Below are 24980 nucleotides of genomic sequence, written 5' to 3'. Positions count from 1 at the left end.
GTGGCAGATGAACAGGTCAGAATGCCTGATGCAACAGACAAATCCGCCTTATCTGCGGTTTCGCTTATTTTTCTTTCACACACTTATGAGGGGAAATAATATCGACCAGGACCAGTGCACTTAACTATTTCATTTTGTTAATCGCCTGGCTAAAAACGTATTTAACTACCAGGCTTGTTTTGTCTGAGGGCAACTTAACTCATCAAATATAAGGATTAAGCCACCATGGTAGATAAATCAGAGATTCTGGATCACGCACAGGTTGTTGATGTAAATGGCGAACATGTCGGTATTGTCGACCATTTTGAAGGCGACGACAAAATTAAACTGGCGAAAAGCGACCCTGAAGCAGGCGGCAAGCACCACATTATTCCATTCAGCTGGGTTAAAGAAGTGGATGACAATAAAGTCATTCTCTCTAAAGCCAAAGCGGATGTTGAAAGCGAGTGGCAGTCTGCATAAATCGTTAGCCGTGGCGCCTGCCACGGCTTATTTTTTATTACTCCAGAAAACCGCTGTAAATGACAACGTCATTCCGCCCTGCCCGAACTCCTTTATTTAATCACTCTGCTTACATTAAACAGCGCGATACGCATTTCCCTGCACTCATTATACCCCGTCTGTTTATAACGCTTCAGATGTTGATATTTTCAGCATGAGGCGAGGAATAACAGTGAAACGCACCGTCAATCAGAGGATAGTTATCTGAACCGGGCAATTCAAAATGCCACCATTCGGTTGCAATACTGCTGAAGCCACCGCCCAGCATGATGGCATTAAGCATTAGTCGGTTGCGCTGTGCCTGAACAGGCACCGCAGGATGATAAGGATGAGAGTGCTCACTCATCTCATCGAAGCCGGTGCCCATATCCACGATCTCACCGCGCTCATCGATCAGCGTCACGTCTACCGCCGTTCCGCGACTGTGGTTTGATCCACGCGAAAGCGGCACAACATAGTCAGGATTCGGACAGGCCTGCCATAAAATAGCCTGCGCAGCAGGTGGCCGATATGCATCGAGGATCAGCATCTTATAGCCCGCCACACCGGCGATATTGATACATTTTGCCAGCGCTTTCGCCGCATCAACGTGCAGCAGACAACGCGCGTCGCGATAGATCGGCTTACCGGTGAGGTTGTCAGCGGTGGCATATTTGAGATCGATGGCTGACTGAGGAAAGACCTCAGCGATATCAACAAGACTCTGACTTTCCATGATGGGGTGCTCCTTGTTCATAAAATTTTAGGGTTCAGGTATCTTTGCTAACGCATTCTTCCAGACCGTAATGAACGATCTATTTCCTTTACCAATTCTGAGGTATTTGCAGGCATTTGCCAGATTCTGTAGTGAATGAATCTTTCTGGCACTCCTGGACATCCTGCTTTTCAAAAAAAACAGTAGTCTAAAAAATCACATGTCTATCATTAACAAAAAATTACTTCAAAAAATCTCATTAAACTTACTTTTAGGCAAGAGTAATTTTACTGCCGGAATAAAATTAATATCAATGAGTTCTGCTTTTGGCATATAATGACCACTGTTATTCGACCAGCTTTTCAATACACCATTAATAAAATCCACTTCACCCGCAAAAAACACATCTTTATCAAGACATATTGAAGTATGGCCCTGTATTGGTTTGATAATATCAGAAGCAAACGTCCGGTAACCATCAGGTACGCCACAGAAGACCTTTCCTGGCGAGAAAGAGGGAATAACAAATAAAAATCGCCCATAAGGTTTCGGGATATTAACTTTCCTTTCAGGCATCACAGGGACAAAAAAATAATCATTGTCAGACAATCTCCTTAGCTCAAGGATTTGCTCTGGGCCCGCAGGTTCTTGTAAGGATAAAAATGAATTGATTGTCTTCATTTTAGCACGATGATTAAATATATTTTTTAACTTATCACGTTGAGTGCTTGTTAACATAAACATTACCTTTTATATTATAGAAAAATAAAAGCATCCACCAAAAAAAATAAGAGAAACCTCACCCTGAAAACACCGCCATATTCTTCTTAAAAGCTAAAAAACCAAAAGAAGATATTTATGGAGTGTATGTTTTAACCCCAGCATTTTCAGGTGTGATATCAAACATGTTATTAAAATTATGCCTTAACGTTGCAATTTATGAACATCTGTTAAAAAGGGTATTTCCTTATCGGTATCTGGCGCAGGAACCTCTTTTAATTTATAGATAAACGCGCCGTATGTAGCACCCAGATAACGTATTTTTTCATAAGTATTTACTGGACAGACCTGAAAATAAACTTCTGGCGGATATAACACTTCACCTTCATCAATCCATGCTGATATTTCTGCACCAGAGTATCCCTCCACGATAAAGACAACTTTTTTATCTCCTTCAGAAACAGATCGGGAATCATATTTTCCTGCGGAAAACTCTCTGGCAACAAGCTGATATGTGGTAGTGGAAAGAAATTGATCTGTGGTTACAACGGTAGAATGCTGACTGTAATAATCGAGCAAAGTCACAAACTGTGATGACGCCAGAACGCCACGAAACGTTGTCCCTTTTCTTTTTCTTTCCAATAGCAGATTTTTAAGCAGTAATGTTGAAAAGCCCGCAGACAACCTGCCCTGTAATCTCATGCTTCTTACAGTAAAATCAAGGCTAAACCCATAACCTCTGGCAGCTTCTTCGCTTTCACGCCTGAACTTTTCAATGACATCCTCCATACTCATGGTAAGTGGTTCAGACACAAGCCGCTGAACTGGATTGAGACGTCGTCTTAAGGGCGTATTATAGTAATTACCTGAAGTAACATAGGTTGCTACCAATGCCCTGTGAAGGGTTTTTATGGGGCTGATTGCTTTTTCTTTTTTTACAACCATCCGGTTTCGCACTATAAAATCCTTTTTACAATACCCTTTTGATATAGCCATACTTCTTATTTTTGACTGAATAACATTATCACTACCCCCGAAATCCCAGTTGCATTCTTCAAACTCAACTTCGCAGTTAGTATATTTTGGGAAATAACACATAATCAATGCCTGTAGTTCCAATGCCTTGTTAACCTGCAATGGATTGCCGGCCACACACTTTTTTTTATCCATACGTATCTCCTTACTAATTAACGGATAACAGGGGTGGCAGGAACATTCTCCCGGCACCTTACGAATAATCAGTAAAATGTTAAAAATTTAGCTTTCAACTAAGCACAAAAGAGCTACCATCAACTGTTATAAACCCTGCTTTTTCAATGTGAGATGAAAACTTAAGCCTTCTTAACCCAGGATGTCTTCCCATCGGGAATAGAAGCCTGTTACTAGCATTAACCCTGAGAATTTTTTTCATAAACTCCATGTCCTCTTCAAATTTTGACAGTGTTTCTTCGTCATATTCCCCTTTGATCAAAAGCTTTATAAGATAATTTGGTCTGAATGAAACCCCTCTTAGCTTTATCATTTCAGTACATGGGAAGTCCATATACATCCGTACGCCTGTCTTCCCCACAAGAAGTATTTCGTTATAATTACCCGCACTGGAAACAATTTTTCTCAAGAATTCATTTGGATGACGTAAAATATTATAAGGACCAGACATTTTGAAACCATGATCATTAGGTCTTTCTATCCCTTTAAAAATACTTTCGGTCAATGCCGCTTTATCCAGAACACGTCCATGCGGAACATTACCTTCAAGCCCTGAAAAATTATTGAATCTCACATCACTATGATGCGTACCCAAAATATTTTGTACCGGAACACGAAGATTGAGTTGAATATCCAGAGGCACCCGACCTTCCATAATACCGTTAGAATTCGACACTACACCTGTACAACAGGCAGATATAACATCCCATGATGATAGAACCGCTTCTACAGTCTTTGTTAAAAAAGGTGAGTTTGTGTTCTTTTTTCCAATGGCAGAAACGCTTCCGCGGGAAGAGATACAGTGTGCGATCATTAAATCTGGTCTTGCTTTTTTATTTAATTCATAATCCCACGCCCGTAATATATCGCTATTAATCTTTTCTCTTTCGTTTCTAACCTGAGTTCTCTCACTGAATTTTTTTAAACATTTCTTTGAAATACTTCTATCAAAGTTTATCATTTTAAATCTCATGTTTAGTATAATTTTACACGGGTGATGCTAGCTTAGTGTTGCCAGCCACCTCAAAATAACAAAATCAAATCAGCTTTATTTTTTCAGAAAAAACATTACGTTCATTAAAGAGCATAATCCTTTTGGGACTTAATGATTTTTTTGTGCTGGCTTATCATTTTGGTTCACTGACAATACATACAAAGCATTTAAAGCAGACAAGGTTTTTGCAACAGACTCCAGAATTTCTTTACGGCTGCCTTCTTTATCCTCTGCTGAATATCTAAGCAGTTCTTCTGGTGGTACGCCTGAACTTTCCAGTTTTCTGCGTATTTTCCAGGAAAAGCTTTTCAGTTCAGAAATCGTTAAATATCCTCCTTTTTTCTGTTCTGCATTGGCCAGTTTTAAATCAAATTCGTCCAGATCGGCAGTAACCTCTTTGTAGTTCCACGTTGAGGGTAAAATGTTAGCCTTAGCCTGCAGTTCATACTTCCATTTCTGACTGACTGAATTATCAGGCCATGCATTTTCAAGACGCTGAGCAAGAATATCGCCCTTGCGAAGTAATTCATCGTTTGGACGATCCGCAATCCATGTCAATAATGACGCCGACTTATGCAATATTTCATCACGATGACTTTCCAGTTCTTCCTTATCTATCCCCTGCCATGCTAATGCTGTCAGTGCATCGTCACCCGGAAAATCCTGAAGTACCCCAGCAAGCTTTTCGGTAACTCCTGGTTTTTCCATGTATCTGATGCCGGACATTAACAGCATGGTCGCCAACATACCGCCAATAATACCTGCACATCCTGCCTGAATAAGATGCTTTCTTTTTATGCTGCTCCCCTGGACAGAGGAATTGGTTTTAATATTGATCGGAGATAATTCTGGCCGTATATCTTTATCAATTTTTAAATGTGCAAGGCTTAAAATAAAAGAAGAAGATGCTTTACTGCGAACCTGAAGAAAATAATGCATATTTTTTAAAGAGTTTCTGCAACGCGCATCCGTTTTCACCGCTTCGTCATAAAGCAGTGCAATACTTTCAGCAATACTACTGGCCACGGCCGTAAAATTATCATCACAGTCAAGCTGGTAAATACTGGTCACTACGTGTGTATTCAGCCATTCAAGCAGATATCGTCGTCGATCCGAATCGACGACCGGAGGCCAGCAATATTCGGATGCCTTGCCGCGCCATACTCTAACCAGGATATTGAGTCCCTGCGCCAGACCTCTCCAGCCGTCCAGCTTTAAGCTCATCAGACAGAACCAACACCCACTCTGCAAATCATACCCATACTTACGCCAGTATGCCCGGCACTGGCTATCCAGCGTTTTCCATTCACTTTCACTCATCCTGCGAATATCTGCATTCTGCATGGACCAGTTGATTTCAAGAAACTCCGGGCTCTGTCTCGGATCTTTTTTATTAACTTTTAGCGCCTGAAAACCAGTGCCTGAGTTCATTTTCTTTTACTCTGTCGATCTGTAACGATGGCAAGATCTTTTCCCGTAACCTGCACCCGGATATGCAGGTTTCCGCTGCCGTCAGCTTCGAGCAAATAATCGGTCACCAAAGGCAACAGGCTTTGATTGATTACAGTATCAACATCACGCGCGCCACTTTGCCTGACATGACAGCGGTCAGCGATATACCTCACTACTGCAGGACTGTAACTGAGAGATCTCTTCTCACCGTCTCTGCCAGAAAAGCGCAGGCTGATTTTTCTGAGCTTAGCGTTGATAATATTATTAAGCGCCTGGGCACTGAGCGGTAAGTAAGGGAGCAGGGTCAGACGCCCCATAAACGCCGCTGGAAATACGCGGCTGAATTCAGGTCGTATCTGGCGGACTAATGCATTGATATCAGGAGATTCCTTTTCTCCTGCCGCCATAATTACATCATCAGCCAGATTACTGGTCAGAATGATGAAGGTGTTGCGAAAGTCGATAGTTTGCCCTTCACTGTCCTCCATGACCCCTTTGTCAAATACCTGATAGAAAAGTTCGATCACATCTCTGTGTGCTTTTTCAACTTCATCAATCAGAACAACGCTATAGGGTTGTCGACGCACAGCCTCAGTCAGTACGCCACCCTGTCCATAGCCGACATAGCCAGGGGGAGAGCCTTTCAGGCCGGCGACAGAGTGTGCCTCCTGGTACTCAGACATATTCAGCGTTATCAGCCCTCTACTTCCGCCGTACAACATTTCTGCCAGGGCCAGTGCTGTTTCTGTTTTACCTGTCCCGGAAGGTCCGGCCAGCATAAAGACGCCCATTGGCTTTAACGGATCGGCAAGACCCGCCCGACTGGTTCGAATCTGCCGGACAATTGCCTCAAGCGCATGTGATTGTCCGGTAACCCGTTCGCACAAACGTTCATACAGAGTATTCAGCGGCCCCTGTTTTTGCTCCAGGATTTGTTCCACCGGAATCCCCGTCCACCCGGCAATAATTTCTGCAACGCATGCCGCATCAACACGCTCGAAGACCATAGGTTGCTGTTTGTGCATTACAGACAGTTTCTGCCGCAGGCTTGCTTGCTGCTCAGAATTTTGGCATTGAGCAATCCGGGCAACCAGGCTCTGCTGTTCTTTCCATACCGGAGTCAGAATGGTCAGGTCTTGTTTGATTTCAGCTTTACGTTGATCCAGCCAGGCAATACGTGTTGCACATCCACTGTCCAGAGAGAGGCTACGGCGCTCAAGTGAGATATTCCTCAGCATGACATTCAGATCTTCAATCTCTCGTGGCTCGTCGCTCTGGGATAAAGCCACCCTGGCACATGCCGTATCCAGCAGCGTGACTGACTTATCAGGCAACTGCCGGCCCGGAAGATAACGGGCAGAGAATTCAACAGCAGCCACGATTGCCGAATCAGGGACTGGAATACCATGATGACTGCTGATGGCGGGTACAATCGACCGCAGCATGTTAATTGCCGTGTCCCGGTCGGGTTCCGTCACCCTGACTATCTGAAAGCGGCGGGCAAGCGCAGCATCCTTTTCAAAATATTTTTTGTACTCAGACCACGTGGTAGCACCGATCATGCGTAACTCTCCCCTTGCCAGGGCGGGTTTTAGCAGGTTGGCCGCATCGTTCTGGCCCGCAGTCCCTCCTGCTCCAACCAGCATATGTGCCTCATCAATAAAAAGAATGATCGGCACGGGGTGTGACTGAATGTCACAGAGCAGGCTTTGCAGCCGATTTTCAAATTCACCTTTTACGCTGGCTCCAGCCTGTAACAGGCTGAGATCAAGTGACATGATATCCATTTTTTTCAGTGCGTCTGGTACGGTACCGCTGACGATGCGCTGCGCTAATCCCTCAACCAGTGCTGTTTTACCGACGCCAGGTTCACCCGTCAGGATTGGATTGTTCTGACGCCGACGAAGTAATACATCTATCATCTGGCGGATTTCATTCTCACGCCCTGTAGCGGGATCCAGCTCTCCCCGGCGCGCTTTCTGAGTCAGATTATGGGTGTATTTCAGCAATGCAGGCCCACCAGATGGCACACCTTCTTCCGTGTTATCTTTTTTCTGGCCCGTACCTGAGTATTCAGACATGAGTGCGTCAGCCTTCAGCACGTCACAATGCAGTGCCTGACGAACCTCTGTCGGAAGAGGCAACGTAACATCGTCCGGGTCAGCAAGCAGACAACCAATAAACGCCGTGGCAGGAAGATGCCGCTGATGCCAGCAAATGCTGGCATGCAGCCATGCTTTCTCAAGATGCCGGACAAGGGACTCAGACAGTACGGGTCCACAGGTATTGCCGCTGCGCTGCTGGTTCAGACTATGCGTCAGCGCGTCTGCCAGTTGGTCCCCTCTGAGCCCCGCCCCCAGACACAGCTGTTCAAGCAATACCGTCTGAGTAGTGATTAGCGCCAGCAGTAAATGCTCAACACTCACCTCATGGTGAGTCCGGCTAACGGCCTGACTCACTGCCGCATTCAGGCAGTGCCGCGCATCGGCAGAAAAGACTTCCGTAATTTTTTTCAAATACTGACTCATGTTTTTTTCCTGATTTTTATACTAAATGAACAGTTCATCCGACAGCTGGTCAGGGGCAACTTGCAATTTTTGCAGGAAGGCGGGAAAGCAGGTGTTTTTGCGGTTCAGAAAAGCGTCCATCGCCGGATTGAATGAGAGACGCTTGCTGCGCGCTATTATTCTCATCAAGTGCGTGTTCAAGCGCCTGCCATTGCCGCCAGGTCTCCTGAACATCAGCCTGGCTGGCTGGCTGATAGCGAACCATAATTTGTTTAATACCCTGCGCACGCAATAATGCAGCCTGGTCGGAAAAATCCTCCGCCTGATAAGTGTGCTGCCCTTCTGCTATATCGTTGAGGAAATCTGGCCAGGCACTCTCTCCTGTGTAGTTATATTCAAGGCTGAAGCCGGGAAACTGAATAAGCTGTGCCACCCGGCCGCAATGACCCGGCCGCCATCTGAAAAGCGCCTGTTCATCGAAGTTCATACTCTTCAGTACCCAGCGCTGATCGTCACAAAAAAGAGTAAGTTTTGTGCCGACAGGCATTAGCCCGGCACCACCAGGTACTGTGGCTGGCAGGCTATGCAGGCTCAGTTCTCTGGGCGTGCTCTCCAGCTGTTTCTGCTTATCTTCGAGACTTTTCTGCTGGGCTCTGAGCAGGGCTAATTTGTCATCCTTACGGGTTTTATCCCGCTCAGGCATGGGCAGCAAATCATCGGGATTGAGTTCCGCGTTTATCAGGGAGATAAACGATTGGCTCAGCTTTATATGCTGGCCTTCAAATTTGCCTGCTTCAGCACCGTTCTTACCGATAGCGAGAACATGTTTTGCTGAATCACGCATAAAGGAGGAAATATATTGGTGTGCGAGAGCCTGTTGTGCCGGATAGTCTATTCGCCTGGCGTTCTGCTCCAGTGGCCATAGCACCGTGCTTTGCCATTGATGCTGTAACCAGCATCCACTCTGTTGCATGGCATGAGCGATTATCAATTTTTTATCCTGCCCATACAGTGTCCAGACCGCGTCAACACCGGCATCTGGCGTCACAGAGATCAGGTTTTTACGCAATGCTGTGAAACGCTTACTCAGTGCAGGAAGTGGATTGTTTTCGTTTCCCTGAACAGGGGCAAACAGACCTGACGTCAGCAAGGGAGTATCTGATGGCGAATTAAGTGCATCTGATACGGCAGAATGTAAACTGCTCTGCCAATCCGTCCACGACTGTGCCTGTAAGCCCGCGTCAGTAATAACCTGAGCGCCCTTGCCCTTTTTAAGCCACTCCCCGAAGACAAAATCCAGCTCCTGCTTGCGCTGACTGAACTGTCGAACCAGCGTTCCTGAAACACTGTTCGTCTGCAATTCAACCAGCTTTCGCAGCTGTAACAGCCAGGGCGAAGCGTCAGCATGACTGATGTCTGCAAGCTGCTGATTTACCATACGCGCAAGGCCTGTTGCAGGACTGTTTCCCTGGGCAATATTGAGCAAGATATCAGACCACTGTTGCTCACTCAGATCCGAAACAGGCAGTCTGTTCAGCTGTATAATAAACTTAATCCAGGCCGACTGACGTAGTGCAGGCAGGCGTTGTTCAAACCGTGCCAAGGCGGGTAAGTCTATTTTTTTACCTGCTGCGTAGTGAATCTCTTTCAGCCAGCGGTAAATTTGTTGCGTCCCCTCCGCTGTCCAGATGCCATCAATGCTAACTTTGTCACCACTTCCTGGAAAAAAGCTTCCCGAACGTACAGGCGAAATCTGCTGAGTTGATGCCAGCAGCCATCGCCACTGTGGATCGTCACTGACAAGTTCACCCAGTAAACGTCTTAAACGGGATATCTGTTGTTCTCCTCCATTACGCAACAAAAGTGCACGCTGGAGCAGCAAACTCTGGCGTGGAGTCAGGGAAATATCGCTAGTCATCATTGTCAGGGCAGGAGATATCGGTGACTTTCCTGATGACGAAGCCAGTGCGTTGCCGTTCAGAAGGCTTTCTTTTGCCACAACAGCACGAGCAAGTTCCATGATGAGTTCACGTTGTTTTTCCGGAACGGCCAGTTTGAAATCCTGGTGGTAACGGCTGATAACCTCGCGATCATCCTGATAATGAATCACCGAATAGGATAATATCCTATCCTCAATCTCGGCCTGGCGGGAATAAAGCACACTTATGAAAGGTAAATAGCGGACCGGATGCTGAAGAGCAGCATCAATCGATTCCAGCTGAGAAAGAGAGCTAATTACATCACTGCTTTTATCGGTATCAACAACATGAAAGGTCATTGTCGCGCTAATCAACAGCAGAAATGTAACTATGCTCGCGATAAAAAGCGTTCCCCAGCGGCTCAAAAAGCCGCGGACAGGGCATGTGTATAATATTTTGCTGTTGCTACTGATAAATGGCAGCGTTCTGGAAAACAACTCTCCTGTAAAATAACTCTTTCTCTCATTTGATGTGTTGCTAACAGGTTCTGTTGCCGTAAACCAGATCCCGCCTAATGCCGGGACCGTAGAGTCTGAACTGACATCATCCCCACAGATGGACGCAATATATTGATGCAATACAGGCTGAAGCGACTGCATCTGCTCAGGCATGTCCAGCAGAAAAAGTGTATCAGCATCAGGCTTTGCTCCGGAAAACATGCTGATACGCACGTTATTTAGCCCCTCTCTCATGGCATCGAAAAGGGGACTGAGGAATGAGGGATCACGGCTATCAATCGCGGGAGGCGTGAGCCAGAAATATCCCAGAGGCTGGTGCTGTTGTTCTGGTGATAGCGCACTTATCCAGCGGCTGAATCCCGGGATATTTTCACACTCTGTCACCAGGACATAAACCGGCAAACGTCTTCTGGTTTTATTCAGCAACGGCTCCAGGCAAGCACGTATACGCCTCCCCCTGATGACAGGCGGCTCATCGCGAAGATTCAGCAATTCGGTAACAGAAATGCAGACGACAACGCCGGCCGGCGGCGGAGCCGCATGAAACCAGCTCGCAGTTCGTTTCCAGACTTTTTTCACACATCCGGACTCAGAAAATAGTCCGGGCAGTTCCAGAAATGACAGTGGCTGGAAAAACCACCACCGCAGGGTTCGGGCTGGCGTGATCTCCCGATTTTCCCGACATCCCGAAGCTGGCATCATCTCTGACCCCGACAGCAGGGTTGAATGACTGTTGCCTGCTGCGGTAATAAAAAACCAGGGATAGACCTTATTTATTCTTTTGGCTTTTTTTAATCTACGTACGCCCGATCTCCAGTGTGTATACAGGATCCGTTCTGTACGGGAAAATACATGGCGGGAAAAAAGCTTCTGAAAATAATCCTGTTTTTGCAAGGCGGATAACGATTTCCGAAGCAGACTAACCAGACAAACAGAAAAAATAAAAAAAAACCATAAAACAATGGCGTAAACAAGAGATATTTCCATCCATACTGACAGGAAAAGGCAAAAGATGAAAAGAATGCACAGCAAAACCGCCCAGATTATAACGGGAATTATCTTTTTTAACATATTAGTTCCGGATTAACAGATGCAGTCCTGAAAGAGTTGTCAGATAAAAAATAGCACCAAATAAAAACAATGATGTTTTGTTATGAAAAAAACGCAACCTCTGAAAAGACTGGCGCGAATTTAATTCGACGTCCGTTGCTATAATTCTCGCAACACCGGGCCAGGACTGCCATTCATCTGGAAGACATTTCCTTTCATCACTGATACGCAACTGTAATTCATCGCTCCTCTTATGAGCATACTTCCCCTGGAAACCCATGAGCAAACAAAAAAGGTAAACCTGCCTCAGGTCCTTATTCACTAAATCAATTCTATCAAGACGGGTGTAAAATTCCTCGCCCCCGATCGCCGTCCGGAACCTTTGACTTTGCAGCATGCTGGTGCGCCATTCATTTACCCAGTCCGGTGACGTTTTTAATACCATTTCATCAAGCCATACAATCACCGCAAAATGTGAATCCTCACAGTCCTGCAGGCTGTATAATAATTCTGAGTTCAGCATAGCCTTATCCAGCAATGTAATGCACTCATTTCTGAAATGATTACAGTCAGGATAATCCTCGGGCGTCAGACTGAACTTTATTCCCATACTGAACACAGGTAGATAATGATTTAACAGAGAATTCATTCTGCCCCCGTAAAAACCAGCTGCACTTCCAGGTCATCCGGCATTTCAGGAAAATAAAACGCAACCTCCCCATTTTCAGCTACAGAACGCCACTGGTCAGAATTGTGGTGTATGTGAAAATAATAATAATCGTTGCGAACAGGCACTCCCCGAGGTGGATTTTCGCAGGCGGTGAGCGCTACCCCTGGCAAAGCATGTCGAATCAATCCGTCAATCGTATTACCCGAGGCAAGCTTAAAGCCTGCCGCACTGAACTGACCACTTTGGCTCAGGATTTTTTCCGAAGTACGTAATAACAATAAAACATCGCCTTTCTTCAGTTCCTGATTTTTCGTTATCTCTCCACAAAATATGCCATTCTCATTTTTCAGCTTTATATACGTGCTGTCTTCAAGCACCAGGCTGTTCATAAGCATAGTTAACGTCGTTCTCAGACGATAAAATGAGTCAAATAGTTTTTCATGATCATAATACAGGGCGATATTTTCCTCCCCTTTCCATTCTCCCAGACAATTACAACAATCACTGAATGAGGAAAGTTCGCCGACAAGCTGACTCAGTAAATTATAAATACTCCAGGGATGTACCTGAGCAGCCGCCATGTAATTTTTCAGCACGGGTAATGCGCGATTAAGAGAGCGCATAGTCATCAGTTGAATTAGCTGATCGCTCCGTTCCTGACGGCTGACCAGCTGTTCCGGACGCTTATATTCTTCGAGTTTCCGGGTTCTGGCTCCGATTTCGAACACAAGGCTCTCAATGAGCTTATGCAGTGAGGGGCTGCCACAGAGCGTAACGGCAGGAGGTGAAAACATTGAATCAAAGACCACTTGCTCACCCTCATGACACAACCTTACCAATGGGATGCATTCACAGTTGGTTGCGGCCTCTTTTTCCTCGCTCGTCAGCAACAAAACATTATATAAGATACGGTTTACTTCAGTTTCAGGACCGCTACCATGCACGTCTTTCATCAGAGGAGCGTTTGCCATACTCAGCCAGCGAGTTACCACATGGCTGTTTTCCTTTTCTGGCAACGTCACATTACAGTGGGCAGCGTCAAACCGCGGTAATGCCAGCCATAACGTTAAAGGATGATCGCGAAGTTTCCAGGCATCACGAAAGTTTCTTTTTTGAATACGACAGTTTCCGGGGTACGTCAGATAATCTCCACCCGGAAGAAAGAAACGAATGCTATCAACACTCATGACATAATCGTTCAGAGCAGCCCTGTTCACAGACATCTCACTAATCCCGTAGTTATAAGGTTGCGCCTGCTGCCGATGACGGGCATGCAACCATGCATAATGGAGATCGAGCGACTGGAAATGTTGAGGTTGCAGATAAAGTCCAGAATGCCAATAGATCTGTTGTTCTTCAGCGTTCATTGTTTATCTGCTCCGCTATTTTTTGTCTCAGTCAGATCAATGTCAGGCAGGCTGACATCCGGAGCCTGGCTTTTCTGAACGTTTTTCTGTGTGCTGATAATTCCCTCACTTCCCAGCGTGATTGCCAGAGATAATGGTGAAAGTTCGCGATGCCAGACGGGATTCAGCCATCCTGTCTTGTATTTCCTTACAGGAATATCTTCCTGGATCTGGTGCTGTTTACCCGGGAATGGGTAGTACCCTGCAATCAGCGCCATGTATCGCGTGTGCATTGCCCTGTCGACATGCAACGTGGTTGTCTGTCCCGGCATCATGGTGTAACGATCAATCTGTAAAACTGCGTGGCCGTTTGCCGCATCCGTCCCGACTCCTGCCCCCGCAAACAGGCTCTTTACTTTCACAGGATTGATGAGTATCTGTTCAAGCGTTTCGGCTTTTGCAGCCTGAAGCACTAAAATAGTGCAACTGTTGGCCATGCCGTTGACCAGATTCAGGTCAGGCCTGGCATTTAGCGTTACGCTAATGGCTCCAGCTGAAAACGGCGCTGACAGATCTGGTTTCGCTGAATTTTGCAAACTGCTCTGATGTCCCGCACAACCTGACAACATCCATATCAGGCTGAAACAGCACAGATTTTTCCCTTTTATAATCATTCCTTCCCTGGCCCCGTTAGCACGTTATTAATATCCTGAAGAGTGTTGTTATCACTCAGCATCTCTTCCAGCCATTCCGTCAGCGTCATGTCAGCCCAGCGGGCAGCTCGCTCCATTAAAAATGGAACCGGACTCGAGGGCTCAGACTGACGAAAAAAATGAGCAATCGTTAACATCTGGGTGATCGCCAGATCGCGAGACATTTGCTGATTGCCTGATCCTGAAGCCAGCTCATTGGTTTTTAACACAGGCTGTTCGTCATTCCGTGCGAGAACATTAAGCGACATGACATCTTCGCTGGTTGGTGTCACTAACCCGGCCAGTCGTTGTGAAAATGCCTGCAGGTCTTTAATTCCCTGAGCTGTCTGCCCTAGTGCTGGTCCTTCTTTTTGCGGATTCAGCGTCTGATATGTGGCTTCAAAATCTGTAAGACATACTGACAGCAGTAACAATTCATCAGACAGTCGTGCTAACTTTTCCGCTGACTGCCGGGAGGCCCAAAGGTGAAACGTTTCGGCTGAAAAATCCTCGCTGCCGCGTTCACCCGGAGCCATTGACGCCTGATGTTCATAAGCCAGTACCTTCCGCCAGTATTCGAGCGTGCTTTCAGGCTGACTGAGCAAAGGAAGCTGAATAATCAGATCAGACAGTTGCCGATCAAGCCGGCTGACGATGGCATGACTAATCAACAGGCCATCGTCATCGTCTTTCCTGGGCCAGCCACTGTCCCAGTAACGGGCAACAAAACGATGCAGAAAAGCAAGGCCTTCCCTGATACCGACAATCCCGTATTGCTGGCTGGTCCCTTCAACCAGCCAACAGGCGACCTGCAAGTCTTTACTGGTTTCACGCAGTATTGATGCGCTAAGACGTATTACTTTTGGCCAGTCGGCTTTACGCAGGGGTGTCCGCCATTCGTCCTGTGGCAGAAAGTCCGGATCGCTCTCACGCGCCTGACGGATCTCTTCATATACAGATTCATATTCCATGCATCTGCCCGCTGGCTGCCCTCCGGGCAGGGGCAAGAGAAGCTCGTCTAAATCAATTTTCATCCCTATGCCCTTTCATGAAATCAGCACTGTGACGCAACCTGCGACAACCGTTCCACCATGGGCACAGATGTCCCCCATACGCGCCGCTGGCTTACCACCAATGAATACGCAGGTACTTCCCGCCACTAAACTGTCTGGTGGCCCCACACAGATGGCAAGCGATCCCACTGTCGCTGCAGGCACGCCGCCTATCAGCACCGTGGGTGTACCGGGCGTTGATACCGCCCCTCCCACATGAGGAATTGGCGGCACTCCCGGAGTGACCATCGGGCAGATATGCATATCGCCGACTCGTGCTGCTGGCTGTCCCATCATTCGTTCTCCTGCACCGGAAGCCAAAGAGAATAGAGTTGCCGTGCGCCAAAATCCGGCGTATCGGGTCCGGCAAGCCTGATGCTCAGGAGTCGCAACACGGTACAGAGCATCAGGGGCGTAAGATGTTCGTCAGCATATACAGCTTCATATTCCGGCTGCGTCAGGCTTCCCGTCCAGAAAATCGCCAGGCCAAGAGCACCTGCAGGTGTGGAAAAACCCAGCGATTCAGCCTGATGAAAAATACGCCAGCGGTAGTTATCCTCGTAGGTTTTAAGCCAGTTACTGATATCGGCTTCAAATGCATGGGTGGATTCACCCGGCGGCAGCGTGCTGACTGAATGCGGTAGCAGCCAGGCAATCAATTTCTCAGCCGTACACGCGTTTACCCAGTACCCAAGCGCGTCTTCCCAGTGCAAAGCGGTCAGCAGGCTATGCATGTTTTCATGCCAGGACGCCGAATCCCGAATCTTCGCAACCCCTTCCGGGGATAAAATCTTAGACACAGTCATTTTTGTCATCCTCAGCCAATCATGACCACGCCACCTTTGACCTGGGTCATGCCGCTTCCTTTGATCGTGACCATTGCACCACCCAGTTCTGCCGTGGCTGTCCCTTCAATTTTGATGGTGGTGCCGCTCAGCGTTATTCCGGCCGGGGTAATGGAGATTTTGCTGCTGCCCACTTTCAGCTCAACCGCCTGGGTTGACTCGATAACACAGCGCTTATCTGCCTTTATTGTGCTGCCTCCCCCGGATATGCTGAGTGAATGGCTTCCGTCTTTCAGATTTTGCTGCAGGTGACCATTAATTTTCAGGCTGTAATTCCCCTGCTGCAGACCCAGCGCCATGTTTCCCTGTTGAAGGAGGGTGTTAAAATCTCCCTGTTCCAGGGTCAGGTTACAATTTCCCTGATGCAGAATGAGCGCATCGTTTCCTTTGGTGATTTCCGTGGAGCGATCAGAGCCGATGGTCTCTTTAACCGCAGAAGTAACGGCCGTCGTCAGATTATTTTTGACCACCACATCCATATCTTTTTGGGCGACGAGAGTTAGCTTTTCTTCTCCTTTTTTGTCGTCAAAACGGAGCTGATGCCCCTCTTCCACTGAACCATTGAGAGAACTTCTTGATACAAATCCCGCCTGTTCTTTCTCACCGGGCAGGTTAAGCAAAGGAAGGTTCCTGCCGTTGGAGACGGTGCCGGTAACAAGCGGATTGTCAGGATTGCCGAGCAGGAAACTAACCACCACCTCACTGCCGATGCGGGGGATGAACATGGCACCGAAGCGCGCGCCGCTCCAGGGCTGAGATACCCTGACCCAGCAGGAACTGCTGTCATCATTCTTATTTTCGCTGTCCCAGGGGAACTGTATTTTTATGCGGCCGTACTCATCCGTATGCACATCTTCAGAGGCAGGACCGACCACAGTCGCCGTAAGTACTCCGGGTATGTCAGGTACGGGCGTGACACACTCAGGCCGCCACACTCTGGCGGTATCAAAAACTGACGCGTTACACTTAAAATCGGGTAAACCATCATCCAGGTTGCTGACAGCCTGAAATGTCAGGGAATGCATAATATATTCGCCTGCCTGATCAGGCAGCGACGTGAGACAGAACGTCTCGCCGCAACTTAGCCACCATGCCTGAATGCGGGCATGCGCATAGCGGGTCTGCGCTTCAAGCTGCTCCATTTTCAGCCGTGCAGCGCTTTGCAGCGTCTCCCGGTCACTCAGGTCATACGCATCAACGAAACTGATCCCCTGAGCACTGTATTCCAGGTTATTACACAGACATTCGCCCTCTGCGGTAGCCGCCTGTTCGAAACTGAACGCTTTATAATGAACAGAAGACACTGCCAGACTTACACGGGATGACCAGCTCGAAATGCCGCCATCCTCACCCTTTCCCGCTTCAGGCTGATAGGCCAGCTCAGGTGTTATTGCACGGTAGTGACCGGATGGATGATCGGCCAGGACAAGCGTATGTCGATCTTTGGTCTGGCAGAAGAAATAGTAAATTCCTTCCTGCTCAAGAAGTCGGCTGATAAAATCAAAGTCCGATTCACGGTATTGAATACAGTATTCATGCGGTGCATAACTGCCATGTAACCGCAGGTCAATATCGGTGATGTTATTCCCGCGTAACAAACGACACACCAGGTCGGGTACCGTTATATTCTGATATACGGACAGATTACGGCCCATTTTCAGCAGAGCCAGGCGAGGCTGTAACCGTGCGTGCCAGGTACAGATCCCCCTGTCATCGCTTTCTTCTTCCATTTCTGTTACGACCCCCTGCACATAACGCGAGCGCTGTCCTGAACCAACATGGCAGGCAAGTTCCTCACCCAGCAAACTCGCCGTTTCTGACGATGTCAGTGTTGAACGAAAGCGGATTGTGAAGTCGTACGGCGCAGACAACTGTTCTTTACCTTCCAGGGACAACAGAACCAGAGACGATGCAGACTGTCCGACAAAACGGATAAAGCGATTTTCCTGACCTGATAACATTTATTTATTCCTGTTCACGGCACACGGGTAAATAAACACGATGAAAACCTGGTCCGGGCTGCCCGAGACAAAGATCCACACCGAGACATCCCCCCGGGACGCCGTGGCGATCATGTTTTGTAATTATTTCGACCGAGAATGCCAGTCCGGGACCAACATATTCGCGAATGCGTTTTAACAGGTCGGCATAGAATTTTCCGCCAGGCAGATACTGTGGCGCATGACTTAATGGCAACGGGCCCAATTCCACTGTAAAGCCGGAAGCCCTGTCTCTGCGCATCTGACCCAGCATAGGGGCCTGTCCCAGAGTCAGCCTGACATGACCAAGATGACAACACTGCTCAGAAGGAACCTTCAGCCATCCTCCGGTGAAAGAACGCACTCGGGCGGGAACGGAAAAAAGGTTTTCCAGCCATGTTTCAAGGTTCAGGGCTGACCGCACAGGGTGCATAAAAAGACCTGCGAAGGCTTCATTCTGAAGCGCAGGAGCAGACTGCATGACGCCAGCCAGCCCCAGCAACGCCTCGCTGAGAGGGCGTTGACTGTTCAACTCATACGAGGCGTAATAGTGATATTTAAGCCAGGCCAGATAACGCAGGGCATGCAATCTGTTATTAAAGATATCAATAAATGCTTTCGCCGTTTTATCACCGTATCGGTAATAGCGCTCCAGCATCCATTCTGTATACGTCGTGGGTAGTGCTCCCAGAGCACCCGTCATTCCATACATCAGAACCTCAACCTGCCATACTCCCTCTTCCGTTCTGATAATTTGACCCACTTCGCCTGCTGGAGCGTCAAGTGAAAGAGGCGATACAAAACTGATATCACTGGTCAGCGATTTTGTTCCGTTACTCTCAGGTCGTTCCTTCAGGCGCCGCAACATCAGGCGAACCTGCTGGAAAAAGTTATATCGGCTGAAAATCGTACTTAAATCCACGACAGCCTCCCGCTCCGCACAGGCCACACTCGCCGGCTTTCCTGATGAAATTCGATGCAGGTTACGACCTGTGAAAAGCTGTTTACTGGTGCATAAAGCGAAAGAAAGTGCTCAATAAAACGACAGAATAGAAAATACTCAGGTTCTTCTGCGGCGGAACTTTGGAAAGTCACACAGATCTCAACCCCACGCGCCATTGACAGGGGATCGTTGCTCACCAGACGAGCGGTCACAGGTGTTACAACGACATGTTTGATTAATCCGATCAGCTGCTGAATAGCGGGATTATCATTAATGTTATATAGCGCAAATGTTTCTTTAAGGACCTGAACCCCGTTATCGCCGCTGATGAGCATATGATTGAGGGATAAATGCGAGATGAGCCGCCAGCGTGAAGCCTGTTTTACCTGCTGAGAGACGGTTCGCGTGGGCCGCGTGAGTGCCGTAATGGTCACTCCCGCTACTGCCAGATCCGACTCGAAATCCCCTTCAGGATTACCATTGCGTATGCTGGAGGGTATATCCCGGTCATAGCAGGTCAGTTCTATATTAATCAAGTCATTCTTCGGCGTCAGAGGCTTTTCACCGCGGTCGGAAAAAGCAATAAACAGGCGGTTTGCAGGGCCACTTTCATCAACGGTTTCACGCTGCATACACTGCCAGTATGTCCCCTGCTCTCCCCCTGTAACGGAATGCGACAGACCAAACAGCGGCGCGATATCCCTTGTGCTGATTTCATTACCCGTTTTGTGCGTGGCACAAACGCGGTTCACTGACCATATTCCTATAGCATCACCATGACGGATATCGGGTCTCACAGGATATTCCGCAGTATCATCGTGCGGAACCAGAGGTTCAGCGCGCATTGGAAAAAGGTTTACTGCCGGCGTACAGTGCAGCCGGAAAAAATGTCGGTCAACCGAGCAAGCAATTTTATCCAGCATTGCAACCATCGCGCACTGGCGAAAACGCAGCCTGAACAACATGACCTCATTCGATGTCACAGTGAGTCCTGCGGGCAGGCTGAAATCAATAAAATGGAACTTCTGAGGGAAATAAAAATAATCCTGAAGCAGAGCATAGACCGGTGATATACGGGGATCGCATTCGAGAATACTCTCTGCACGGTTAAATCCCACGACCTGAATATCAGATTCAGAAAGTAAATAATGCTTTTCTCCGCAAACCAGTGAAAAGGCTTCAATCTCATCATTTATCAGTGTGTAAAGTATATTCACTGCCAGACTGCTGCCATTAAGATAAAAGCGCAGTGAGGGTGAATTCAGGATTGCTCCCGGCCAGACCTGAAGCCGTAATTCCAGTTGCCAGCGCAGAGTGCTGTTATCAAACCTGAGACTTGTTTCCTCAAGCGTCATGGGCTCCATAATGACCGGGTAAAGCGTCCTGAAATGGCAGACATGCTCCTCTGATTGTCGGGTATAGAGCATTGTCCCGGCCTCAACCTCACAGCCAGTGGTCAGTCCGCTGATTCTTTTGTCAGGCTGCATCTGTACAATACATACCGACGGGTACGGCCGGAGAAACTGAGGAGCCAGAACGGTCAGCAGAGCTTCGGTTACTTCAGGCATATCCTCATCCAGACGCTGCTGAATTTGCGCAGTAACAAGTGCAAAAGACTCGATGATCCGCTCAACGTGCGGATCCTCGGACAGTCCATCTGACATGCCAAGACGTCGGGCAACCTTCGGAAAATGACGGGAAAACCGTTTTCCGTATTTTCTGAGATAGCTCAACTCATTCTGATAATAAGAAAGCAACTTCTTTGACAGCATGTCAGAAACCACTGTTAACGTAATGAGAAATGGCTGAGGACGTCATCCCATTCCAGATAAAAACGGATGGGAGCATTATTTTTTTCAGCCTCAATAATAAAGGAACTGCATCCATAACTTTCGTTTCCGGCGGACACCATGACGTCTTTTAAACGCGGTTCGAAAAGCTGAAGCGCACGTAAAATGCGGGATTCAAGAATAATATTTCTATCACTTCTGGATATCCCTCCCGGAAACACATCGCTGATACCGTAGTTAATGACCGACTGACATATTTCAGGCATGTCTGAAACGTGGTAGTGCCGAGGCCTGGATGAGAGCAGCATCAATAGCTCCGCTGCGAGCACCCCGTCATCCGAAATAATTTCCGGGATTTCATCCTGGGCGACAGGATTATCATCAGACAGCAGCTGTAAAAGCATAATGTTCCCATAAGCAGCACGCTATAAAGCGCGCTGCCGCTTAACTTAAAGTTTGGTATTAGTGACTTGATTCCAGCCAACAGGACCCTGTTTACTGGTTGAACCTTCAGACGTAATCATACTGGTCTGGAACTTAACCGAGCCAAATACCATGGCAAGCTGCTCATCAGGTATACCGTTTGAATTATGCAGGCTGATGTTATGGCTGGTAAAAATGCAATTCTCAAATTCCCAGCGGCAAATTTCATTATCTTTATTGTCAGTTTTGACGTTCAGCGCAATAATCACTTTTTTAACGTTGGTTCCCTGCGCAACCATATCAACCAGTTGGGTTGATGTGGCATCCAGCGCCTTCGCAATAGAAATATCTTCAAAATGCACGCCGCTGCTATTCAGTTGCCCACTGCCATTATCAATACTGGCCTGGCTATGCACGCCCATTGATGCATGACCGATAGCAATCCACTGTTTATACTGTTTATCAGTTACAATTCCTTTTACACCGTCGATTTGCATAAATAGATTACTTGCACTGGACATATCTTCTCCTGGTTATAATACGTTTTTTATCAGCCTGCCGATGCAGGTAATTCAGCTACAAGCCGAAGCGACATCGTCAGTCCCTCAAGCTGGAAGTGAGGCCTCAGATAGGCCACGGCACGATAGCTTCCGGGACATCCCGGGACATCCACTACCTCAATCCGGGCTTCGCGCAGCGGATGGCTGGCCTTAATATGCAGGCCGACATTGTCAGAGCCCACCACATATTGATTAATCCAGTTTTGCAGGAAGTTCTGACATTCTGTTCTGGACATAAAACTGCCGACTTTATCCCGCACAATCGATTTAAGGTAATGAGCAAACCTTGATGTGGTCATAATGTACTGCAGCTGGTTTGATAACCGCGCATTCGCGTTTGCAAGGTTGGAGTCATATTTCCGCGGTTTATTTGCCGACTGCACAGCGAAAAAGGCGGCATAATCCGTTCCTTTGCAGTACACCAGAGGAATGAACCCGAGGTCTGCTAACTCTTTTTCACGGCGGTCGGAGATAGCCACTTCCGTTGGACACTGCAATACCTTCTCGCCGGTATGCGAAATGTAGTTATACACCGGCATCGACTTCACCAGACCACCACCTTCAACACCGCGAATAGCCGCACACCATCCATGATCTTCAAAAGCAGAAATCATTCGGCCGGCCAGTTCATAGGCGGCATTGATCCACAGATAGCAGGCTCCCTCACGGCTCTCGTCGATTTTCTCTTCGAAATTGAACATCTCTACTGGTGTTGTTTTGGCACCATAAGGCAGGCGACCTATAACCCGGGGAAGTGTGAGTCCAACGTAGCGGGCGTCGTCGCTCTGTCGGAAAGAACGCCAGCGGATATAGTCTGACGTGTCAAAAAGCTTGCCGAGATCCCGGGGACGCGGCATCTCCTGAAAGTTATTCATACCAAACATGCCGGCATCCGCTGCCGTGAGGAAAGGGGCGTGAGCCGCCGCCGCAACATGAGAAATCTGCTCCAGCAGATATAAATCTTCCGGCATGGCGTCGAATTCAAAATCGCCCACAAATGCGGAGTACGGCTCTCCACCAAAAGTGCCGTATTCGCTCTCATAGACGCTTTTGAACAGGACTGACTGGTCAAAATCAGAGGCAGATTTAAAATCGCGGATCAGCTCTTTTTTGGTACAATTCAACACCCGGACTTTCGTGTTTTCCGTAACGCTGCTCTGAACCAGCTTCTGCAGACCCCGCCACGAAGATTCCATTTTCTGAAACGCTGGCGCCTGCATGATTTTGCTGATCTGCGCCGAAAGAAGGGCATCAATGACTGTGATGCGCTCCTCAATGCTACCCACCAGGTCATTACTTACAACAACAGCGCCTGTTGCCACCTCACTGAGGAAACTGTCAAGCTGAGACCTCAGCTTGCTGCGATCAGACTCACGCCTGATAGCCTGGGTATTGTCAATTATCTGATCAAGGTAATCGGCACTGACCGCCTCTGTGACTGCAGCCTGCATTTCCTCAGCACTCATTCTGCCTCTTCTCCCACATTATCAACTTTCGTTTCTGAAGGCTGATTGGCCAGCAGTTCCGCCAGTTGTTCTTTCAGGCGATCATTACTGGCTGTACGGTTGCGTAAATCACTCAGTTGCTCCCGCAGCTCAAGTAGTTTTTTCAGAGGCTCCACCTGTAGAGCTATATTTTCAGGAGCGAAATCCTCAATAGAATTGAAACGCAGTGCGACCGACAGCTTTCCATCGTCATTATTCAGTTCATTATCAACCAGCATTTCGATTTCAGGCTTCATGCCCTGCATCACTTCATTAAAATTGTCTTTATCAATCTGAACAAAGCGTCGCTCACGAAGGGGCTTTTTTTCATCCGAAAATTCGCCCATCACACCAATAACCAGTGGCAACTCTTTCTGGGTTTCCGCGCCACCAACTTCAACGTCATAGGTAATATGCACGCGTGGCGGCCGGGCCTTGCCCAGTTTACTTTGGGTTTCTGACATGAATTAAACTCACAGACATTAAGATCTCAAGAGAAAATTAGATTTTTAATATTTAAAAAATCCGCTCAGTTCACCAGCAAAATCGGTAGCAAGCTAAAAACAGCCCCATAGAAAAGACAATGGAATTTGGTGACATCTCAAATAAGTTGAATTCGGCGTATTAACCTCGCTTTTGAATTTTACCCACGCTCAGTGTTGACGTTCATAATCCTCGCTGTCACTTTGCTCTGGTTTATTAACATGATCAGATTCCTGAAGAGGACATTTGGTTCCACTGCAGTGGGTGTCCCAGCATGTATTAGTTCTCTGACATTTATCATGCCCGCAAGCCAGAGGATAAAATTAAACAGATAACTTTAATAGCTCACTTCGCCCTGAAAAAGCATGTTAACGTCAAAACCTTCACCTATCGTATTAAGCGAAGCAATTTCACACTGCGAGCAAGAATAAAAGGAATAATTAAAAAAATCACCTGCTTATTACCTTCCTTTAAACGCCCTAATAAAAAACAAGCCATCCACCCAAAAAATCATTATTACCAGCCGGATCCATATTATGTAATTTCATTCATCATCTCGTTAATGCGAAACTAATGTAACTAAATTTTTTTCCTGACACCACCTTTAAGTTCAGGAACCTTAAACAAAGACACAATCAAAAATGAACCAACTTTAAATTAATGTTAAATAAAGGTTGGCGCATCACTCACTGAAGAACAGCTTTCGAGCATGTATAATCAGATTACACAGAAAAAATGACCAGCAACAAAGAATTGAAAATCATACAACATGAAAAGAATATGTTATTTTTACAGCCAGCTCCTGAATAAAAATGAACAAAATCACGTTAAAAAATATTCGTATATTTTAAAAAATAGTTTTAACCCCTGATTATAATAGCTTCTGCCTTATAAATTTATGCAGGCTACATATTGATGGTGTGTTGACCGAAATCCTGAGTACGGTTAGCAGCTGATGAGACTTCCGGTATACAGCCTGTGGCAGAGCTCCCGGGCCAAAACACCGGCTTCTGTCTCGCGGAGAATACTGAAGATTGGTGTGTAGGAAAAATACTTCTTCAAAGGATCTTCTCCAGTGACTTATGAATACATCACTATTCATGGTCAGCAGGTCAGCAGGTCAGCAGGTCAGCAGGTCAGCAGGTCAGC

General features: G+C 47.2%; 22 protein-coding genes. 2 read left to right on the top strand and 20 right to left on the bottom strand.

Annotated elements, in window-relative coordinates:
• The first annotated feature begins 225 nt into the window (after positions 1 to 225).
• Positions 226 to 462 (top strand): DUF2171 domain-containing protein, encoded by a 237-nt coding sequence (locus NP77_RS04155; protein WP_003854080.1) that lies wholly within the window; start codon positions 226 to 228, stop codon positions 460 to 462.
• 172 nt (positions 463 to 634) lie between these two features.
• Here NP77_RS04155 and ddpX read toward each other — a convergent pair whose 3' ends face one another.
• The 20 genes from ddpX to tssB form a co-directional block, all read right to left on the bottom strand.
• Positions 635 to 1216 (bottom strand): D-alanyl-D-alanine dipeptidase, encoded by a 582-nt coding sequence (ddpX, locus tag NP77_RS04150; protein ID WP_082040827.1) that lies wholly within the window; start codon positions 1214 to 1216, stop codon positions 635 to 637.
• Between the two features lie 225 nt (positions 1217 to 1441).
• A complete protein-coding gene (locus tag NP77_RS04145) occupies positions 1442 to 1933 on the bottom strand; it encodes a hypothetical protein (RefSeq protein ID WP_156137287.1) in 492 nt (163 codons plus the stop codon).
• A 186-nt stretch (positions 1934 to 2119) separates the two neighbouring features.
• Positions 2120 to 3085 (bottom strand): hypothetical protein, encoded by a 966-nt coding sequence (locus NP77_RS04140; RefSeq protein ID WP_039659132.1) that lies wholly within the window; start codon positions 3083 to 3085, stop codon positions 2120 to 2122.
• 94 nt (positions 3086 to 3179) lie between these two features.
• Positions 3180 to 4085, bottom strand: a complete 906-nt coding sequence (locus tag NP77_RS04135; protein ID WP_039659131.1) for a hypothetical protein — start codon at positions 4083 to 4085, stop codon at positions 3180 to 3182.
• 141 nt (positions 4086 to 4226) lie between these two features.
• Positions 4227 to 5549 carry a VasL domain-containing protein gene (locus tag NP77_RS04130; RefSeq protein WP_039659130.1) on the bottom strand — a complete coding sequence of 441 codons (1323 nt, stop codon included), beginning with the start codon at positions 5547 to 5549 and terminating at the stop codon, positions 4227 to 4229.
• On the bottom strand, positions 5546 to 8098 hold the full coding sequence (gene tssH / locus NP77_RS04125; protein WP_039659129.1) for a type VI secretion system ATPase TssH: 2553 nt from the start codon (positions 8096 to 8098) through the stop codon (positions 5546 to 5548). Before tssH ends, NP77_RS04130 begins: the two co-directional genes overlap by 4 nt.
• A gap of 49 nt (positions 8099 to 8147) precedes the next feature.
• Positions 8148 to 11585, bottom strand: a complete 3438-nt coding sequence (locus tag NP77_RS04120) for a type VI secretion system protein (RefSeq protein ID WP_039659128.1) — start codon at positions 11583 to 11585, stop codon at positions 8148 to 8150.
• Between the two features lies 1 nt (position 11586).
• Positions 11587 to 12213 carry a DotU family type IV/VI secretion system protein gene (locus NP77_RS04115; protein WP_008924976.1) on the bottom strand — a complete coding sequence of 209 codons (627 nt, stop codon included), beginning with the start codon at positions 12211 to 12213 and terminating at the stop codon, positions 11587 to 11589.
• The gene (gene tssK, locus NP77_RS04110; protein WP_039659127.1) at positions 12210 to 13601 is read right to left on the bottom strand and encodes a type VI secretion system baseplate subunit TssK; all 1392 of its coding nucleotides are present in this window, start codon (positions 13599 to 13601) and stop codon (positions 12210 to 12212) included. The genes NP77_RS04115 and tssK overlap by 4 nt, the downstream gene beginning before the upstream one ends.
• Complete coding sequence (locus NP77_RS04105) at positions 13598 to 14254, bottom strand: type VI secretion lipoprotein TssJ (RefSeq protein ID WP_039659126.1); 657 nt, start codon at positions 14252 to 14254, stop codon at positions 13598 to 13600. Before NP77_RS04105 ends, tssK begins: the two co-directional genes overlap by 4 nt.
• Positions 14251 to 15306 (bottom strand): type VI secretion system protein TssA, encoded by a 1056-nt coding sequence (gene tssA / locus NP77_RS04100; RefSeq protein ID WP_039659123.1) that lies wholly within the window; start codon positions 15304 to 15306, stop codon positions 14251 to 14253. The genes NP77_RS04105 and tssA overlap by 4 nt, the downstream gene beginning before the upstream one ends.
• A 12-nt stretch (positions 15307 to 15318) precedes the next feature.
• The gene (locus NP77_RS22770) at positions 15319 to 15618 is read right to left on the bottom strand and encodes a PAAR domain-containing protein (protein ID WP_181162220.1); all 300 of its coding nucleotides are present in this window, start codon (positions 15616 to 15618) and stop codon (positions 15319 to 15321) included.
• A complete protein-coding gene (locus NP77_RS04095) occupies positions 15618 to 16130 on the bottom strand; it encodes a hypothetical protein (RefSeq protein ID WP_008924971.1) in 513 nt (170 codons plus the stop codon). Before NP77_RS04095 ends, NP77_RS22770 begins: the two co-directional genes overlap by 1 nt.
• A gap of 11 nt (positions 16131 to 16141) precedes the next feature.
• Positions 16142 to 18130, bottom strand: coding sequence for a type VI secretion system Vgr family protein (locus NP77_RS04090; RefSeq protein WP_008924970.1), 1989 nt, complete (start codon positions 18128 to 18130; stop codon positions 16142 to 16144).
• A 4-nt stretch (positions 18131 to 18134) separates the two neighbouring features.
• The gene (gene tssG / locus NP77_RS04085) at positions 18135 to 19070 is read right to left on the bottom strand and encodes a type VI secretion system baseplate subunit TssG (RefSeq protein WP_008924969.1); all 936 of its coding nucleotides are present in this window, start codon (positions 19068 to 19070) and stop codon (positions 18135 to 18137) included.
• Positions 19061 to 20863, bottom strand: a complete 1803-nt coding sequence (gene tssF, locus NP77_RS04080; protein WP_039659122.1) for a type VI secretion system baseplate subunit TssF — start codon at positions 20861 to 20863, stop codon at positions 19061 to 19063. Before tssF ends, tssG begins: the two co-directional genes overlap by 10 nt.
• Positions 20864 to 20877: 14 nt before the next feature.
• Entirely contained in the window at positions 20878 to 21285 is a 408-nt protein-coding gene (locus NP77_RS04075; RefSeq protein WP_003854098.1) for a GPW/gp25 family protein, read from the bottom strand.
• A 45-nt stretch (positions 21286 to 21330) separates the two neighbouring features.
• A complete protein-coding gene (locus tag NP77_RS04070; RefSeq protein ID WP_008924967.1) occupies positions 21331 to 21825 on the bottom strand; it encodes a type VI secretion system tube protein Hcp in 495 nt (164 codons plus the stop codon).
• A gap of 29 nt (positions 21826 to 21854) precedes the next feature.
• Positions 21855 to 23330 (bottom strand): type VI secretion system contractile sheath large subunit, encoded by a 1476-nt coding sequence (tssC, locus tag NP77_RS04065; protein ID WP_052250630.1) that lies wholly within the window; start codon positions 23328 to 23330, stop codon positions 21855 to 21857.
• Positions 23327 to 23812: a type VI secretion system contractile sheath small subunit gene (gene tssB / locus NP77_RS04060; RefSeq protein WP_003854105.1), complete on the bottom strand. Its 486-nt coding sequence runs from the start codon at positions 23810 to 23812 to the stop codon at positions 23327 to 23329. The genes tssC and tssB overlap by 4 nt, the downstream gene beginning before the upstream one ends.
• A 311-nt stretch (positions 23813 to 24123) precedes the next feature.
• Here tssB and NP77_RS24045 point away from each other — a divergent pair, with 311 nt between their 5' ends.
• The gene (locus tag NP77_RS24045) at positions 24124 to 24405 is read left to right on the top strand and encodes an IS1 family transposase (protein WP_082040829.1); all 282 of its coding nucleotides are present in this window, start codon (positions 24124 to 24126) and stop codon (positions 24403 to 24405) included.
• The last annotated feature ends 575 nt before the right edge of the window (positions 24406 to 24980 follow it).

The sequence above is a fragment of the Pantoea sp. MBLJ3 genome (assembly GCF_000816655.1).
Lineage (GTDB): Bacteria > Pseudomonadota > Gammaproteobacteria > Enterobacterales > Enterobacteriaceae > Pantoea > Pantoea eucalypti.
Note: the sequence above shows the minus strand (reverse complement) of the source record. Positions and strands in the feature narration are given on the sequence as shown.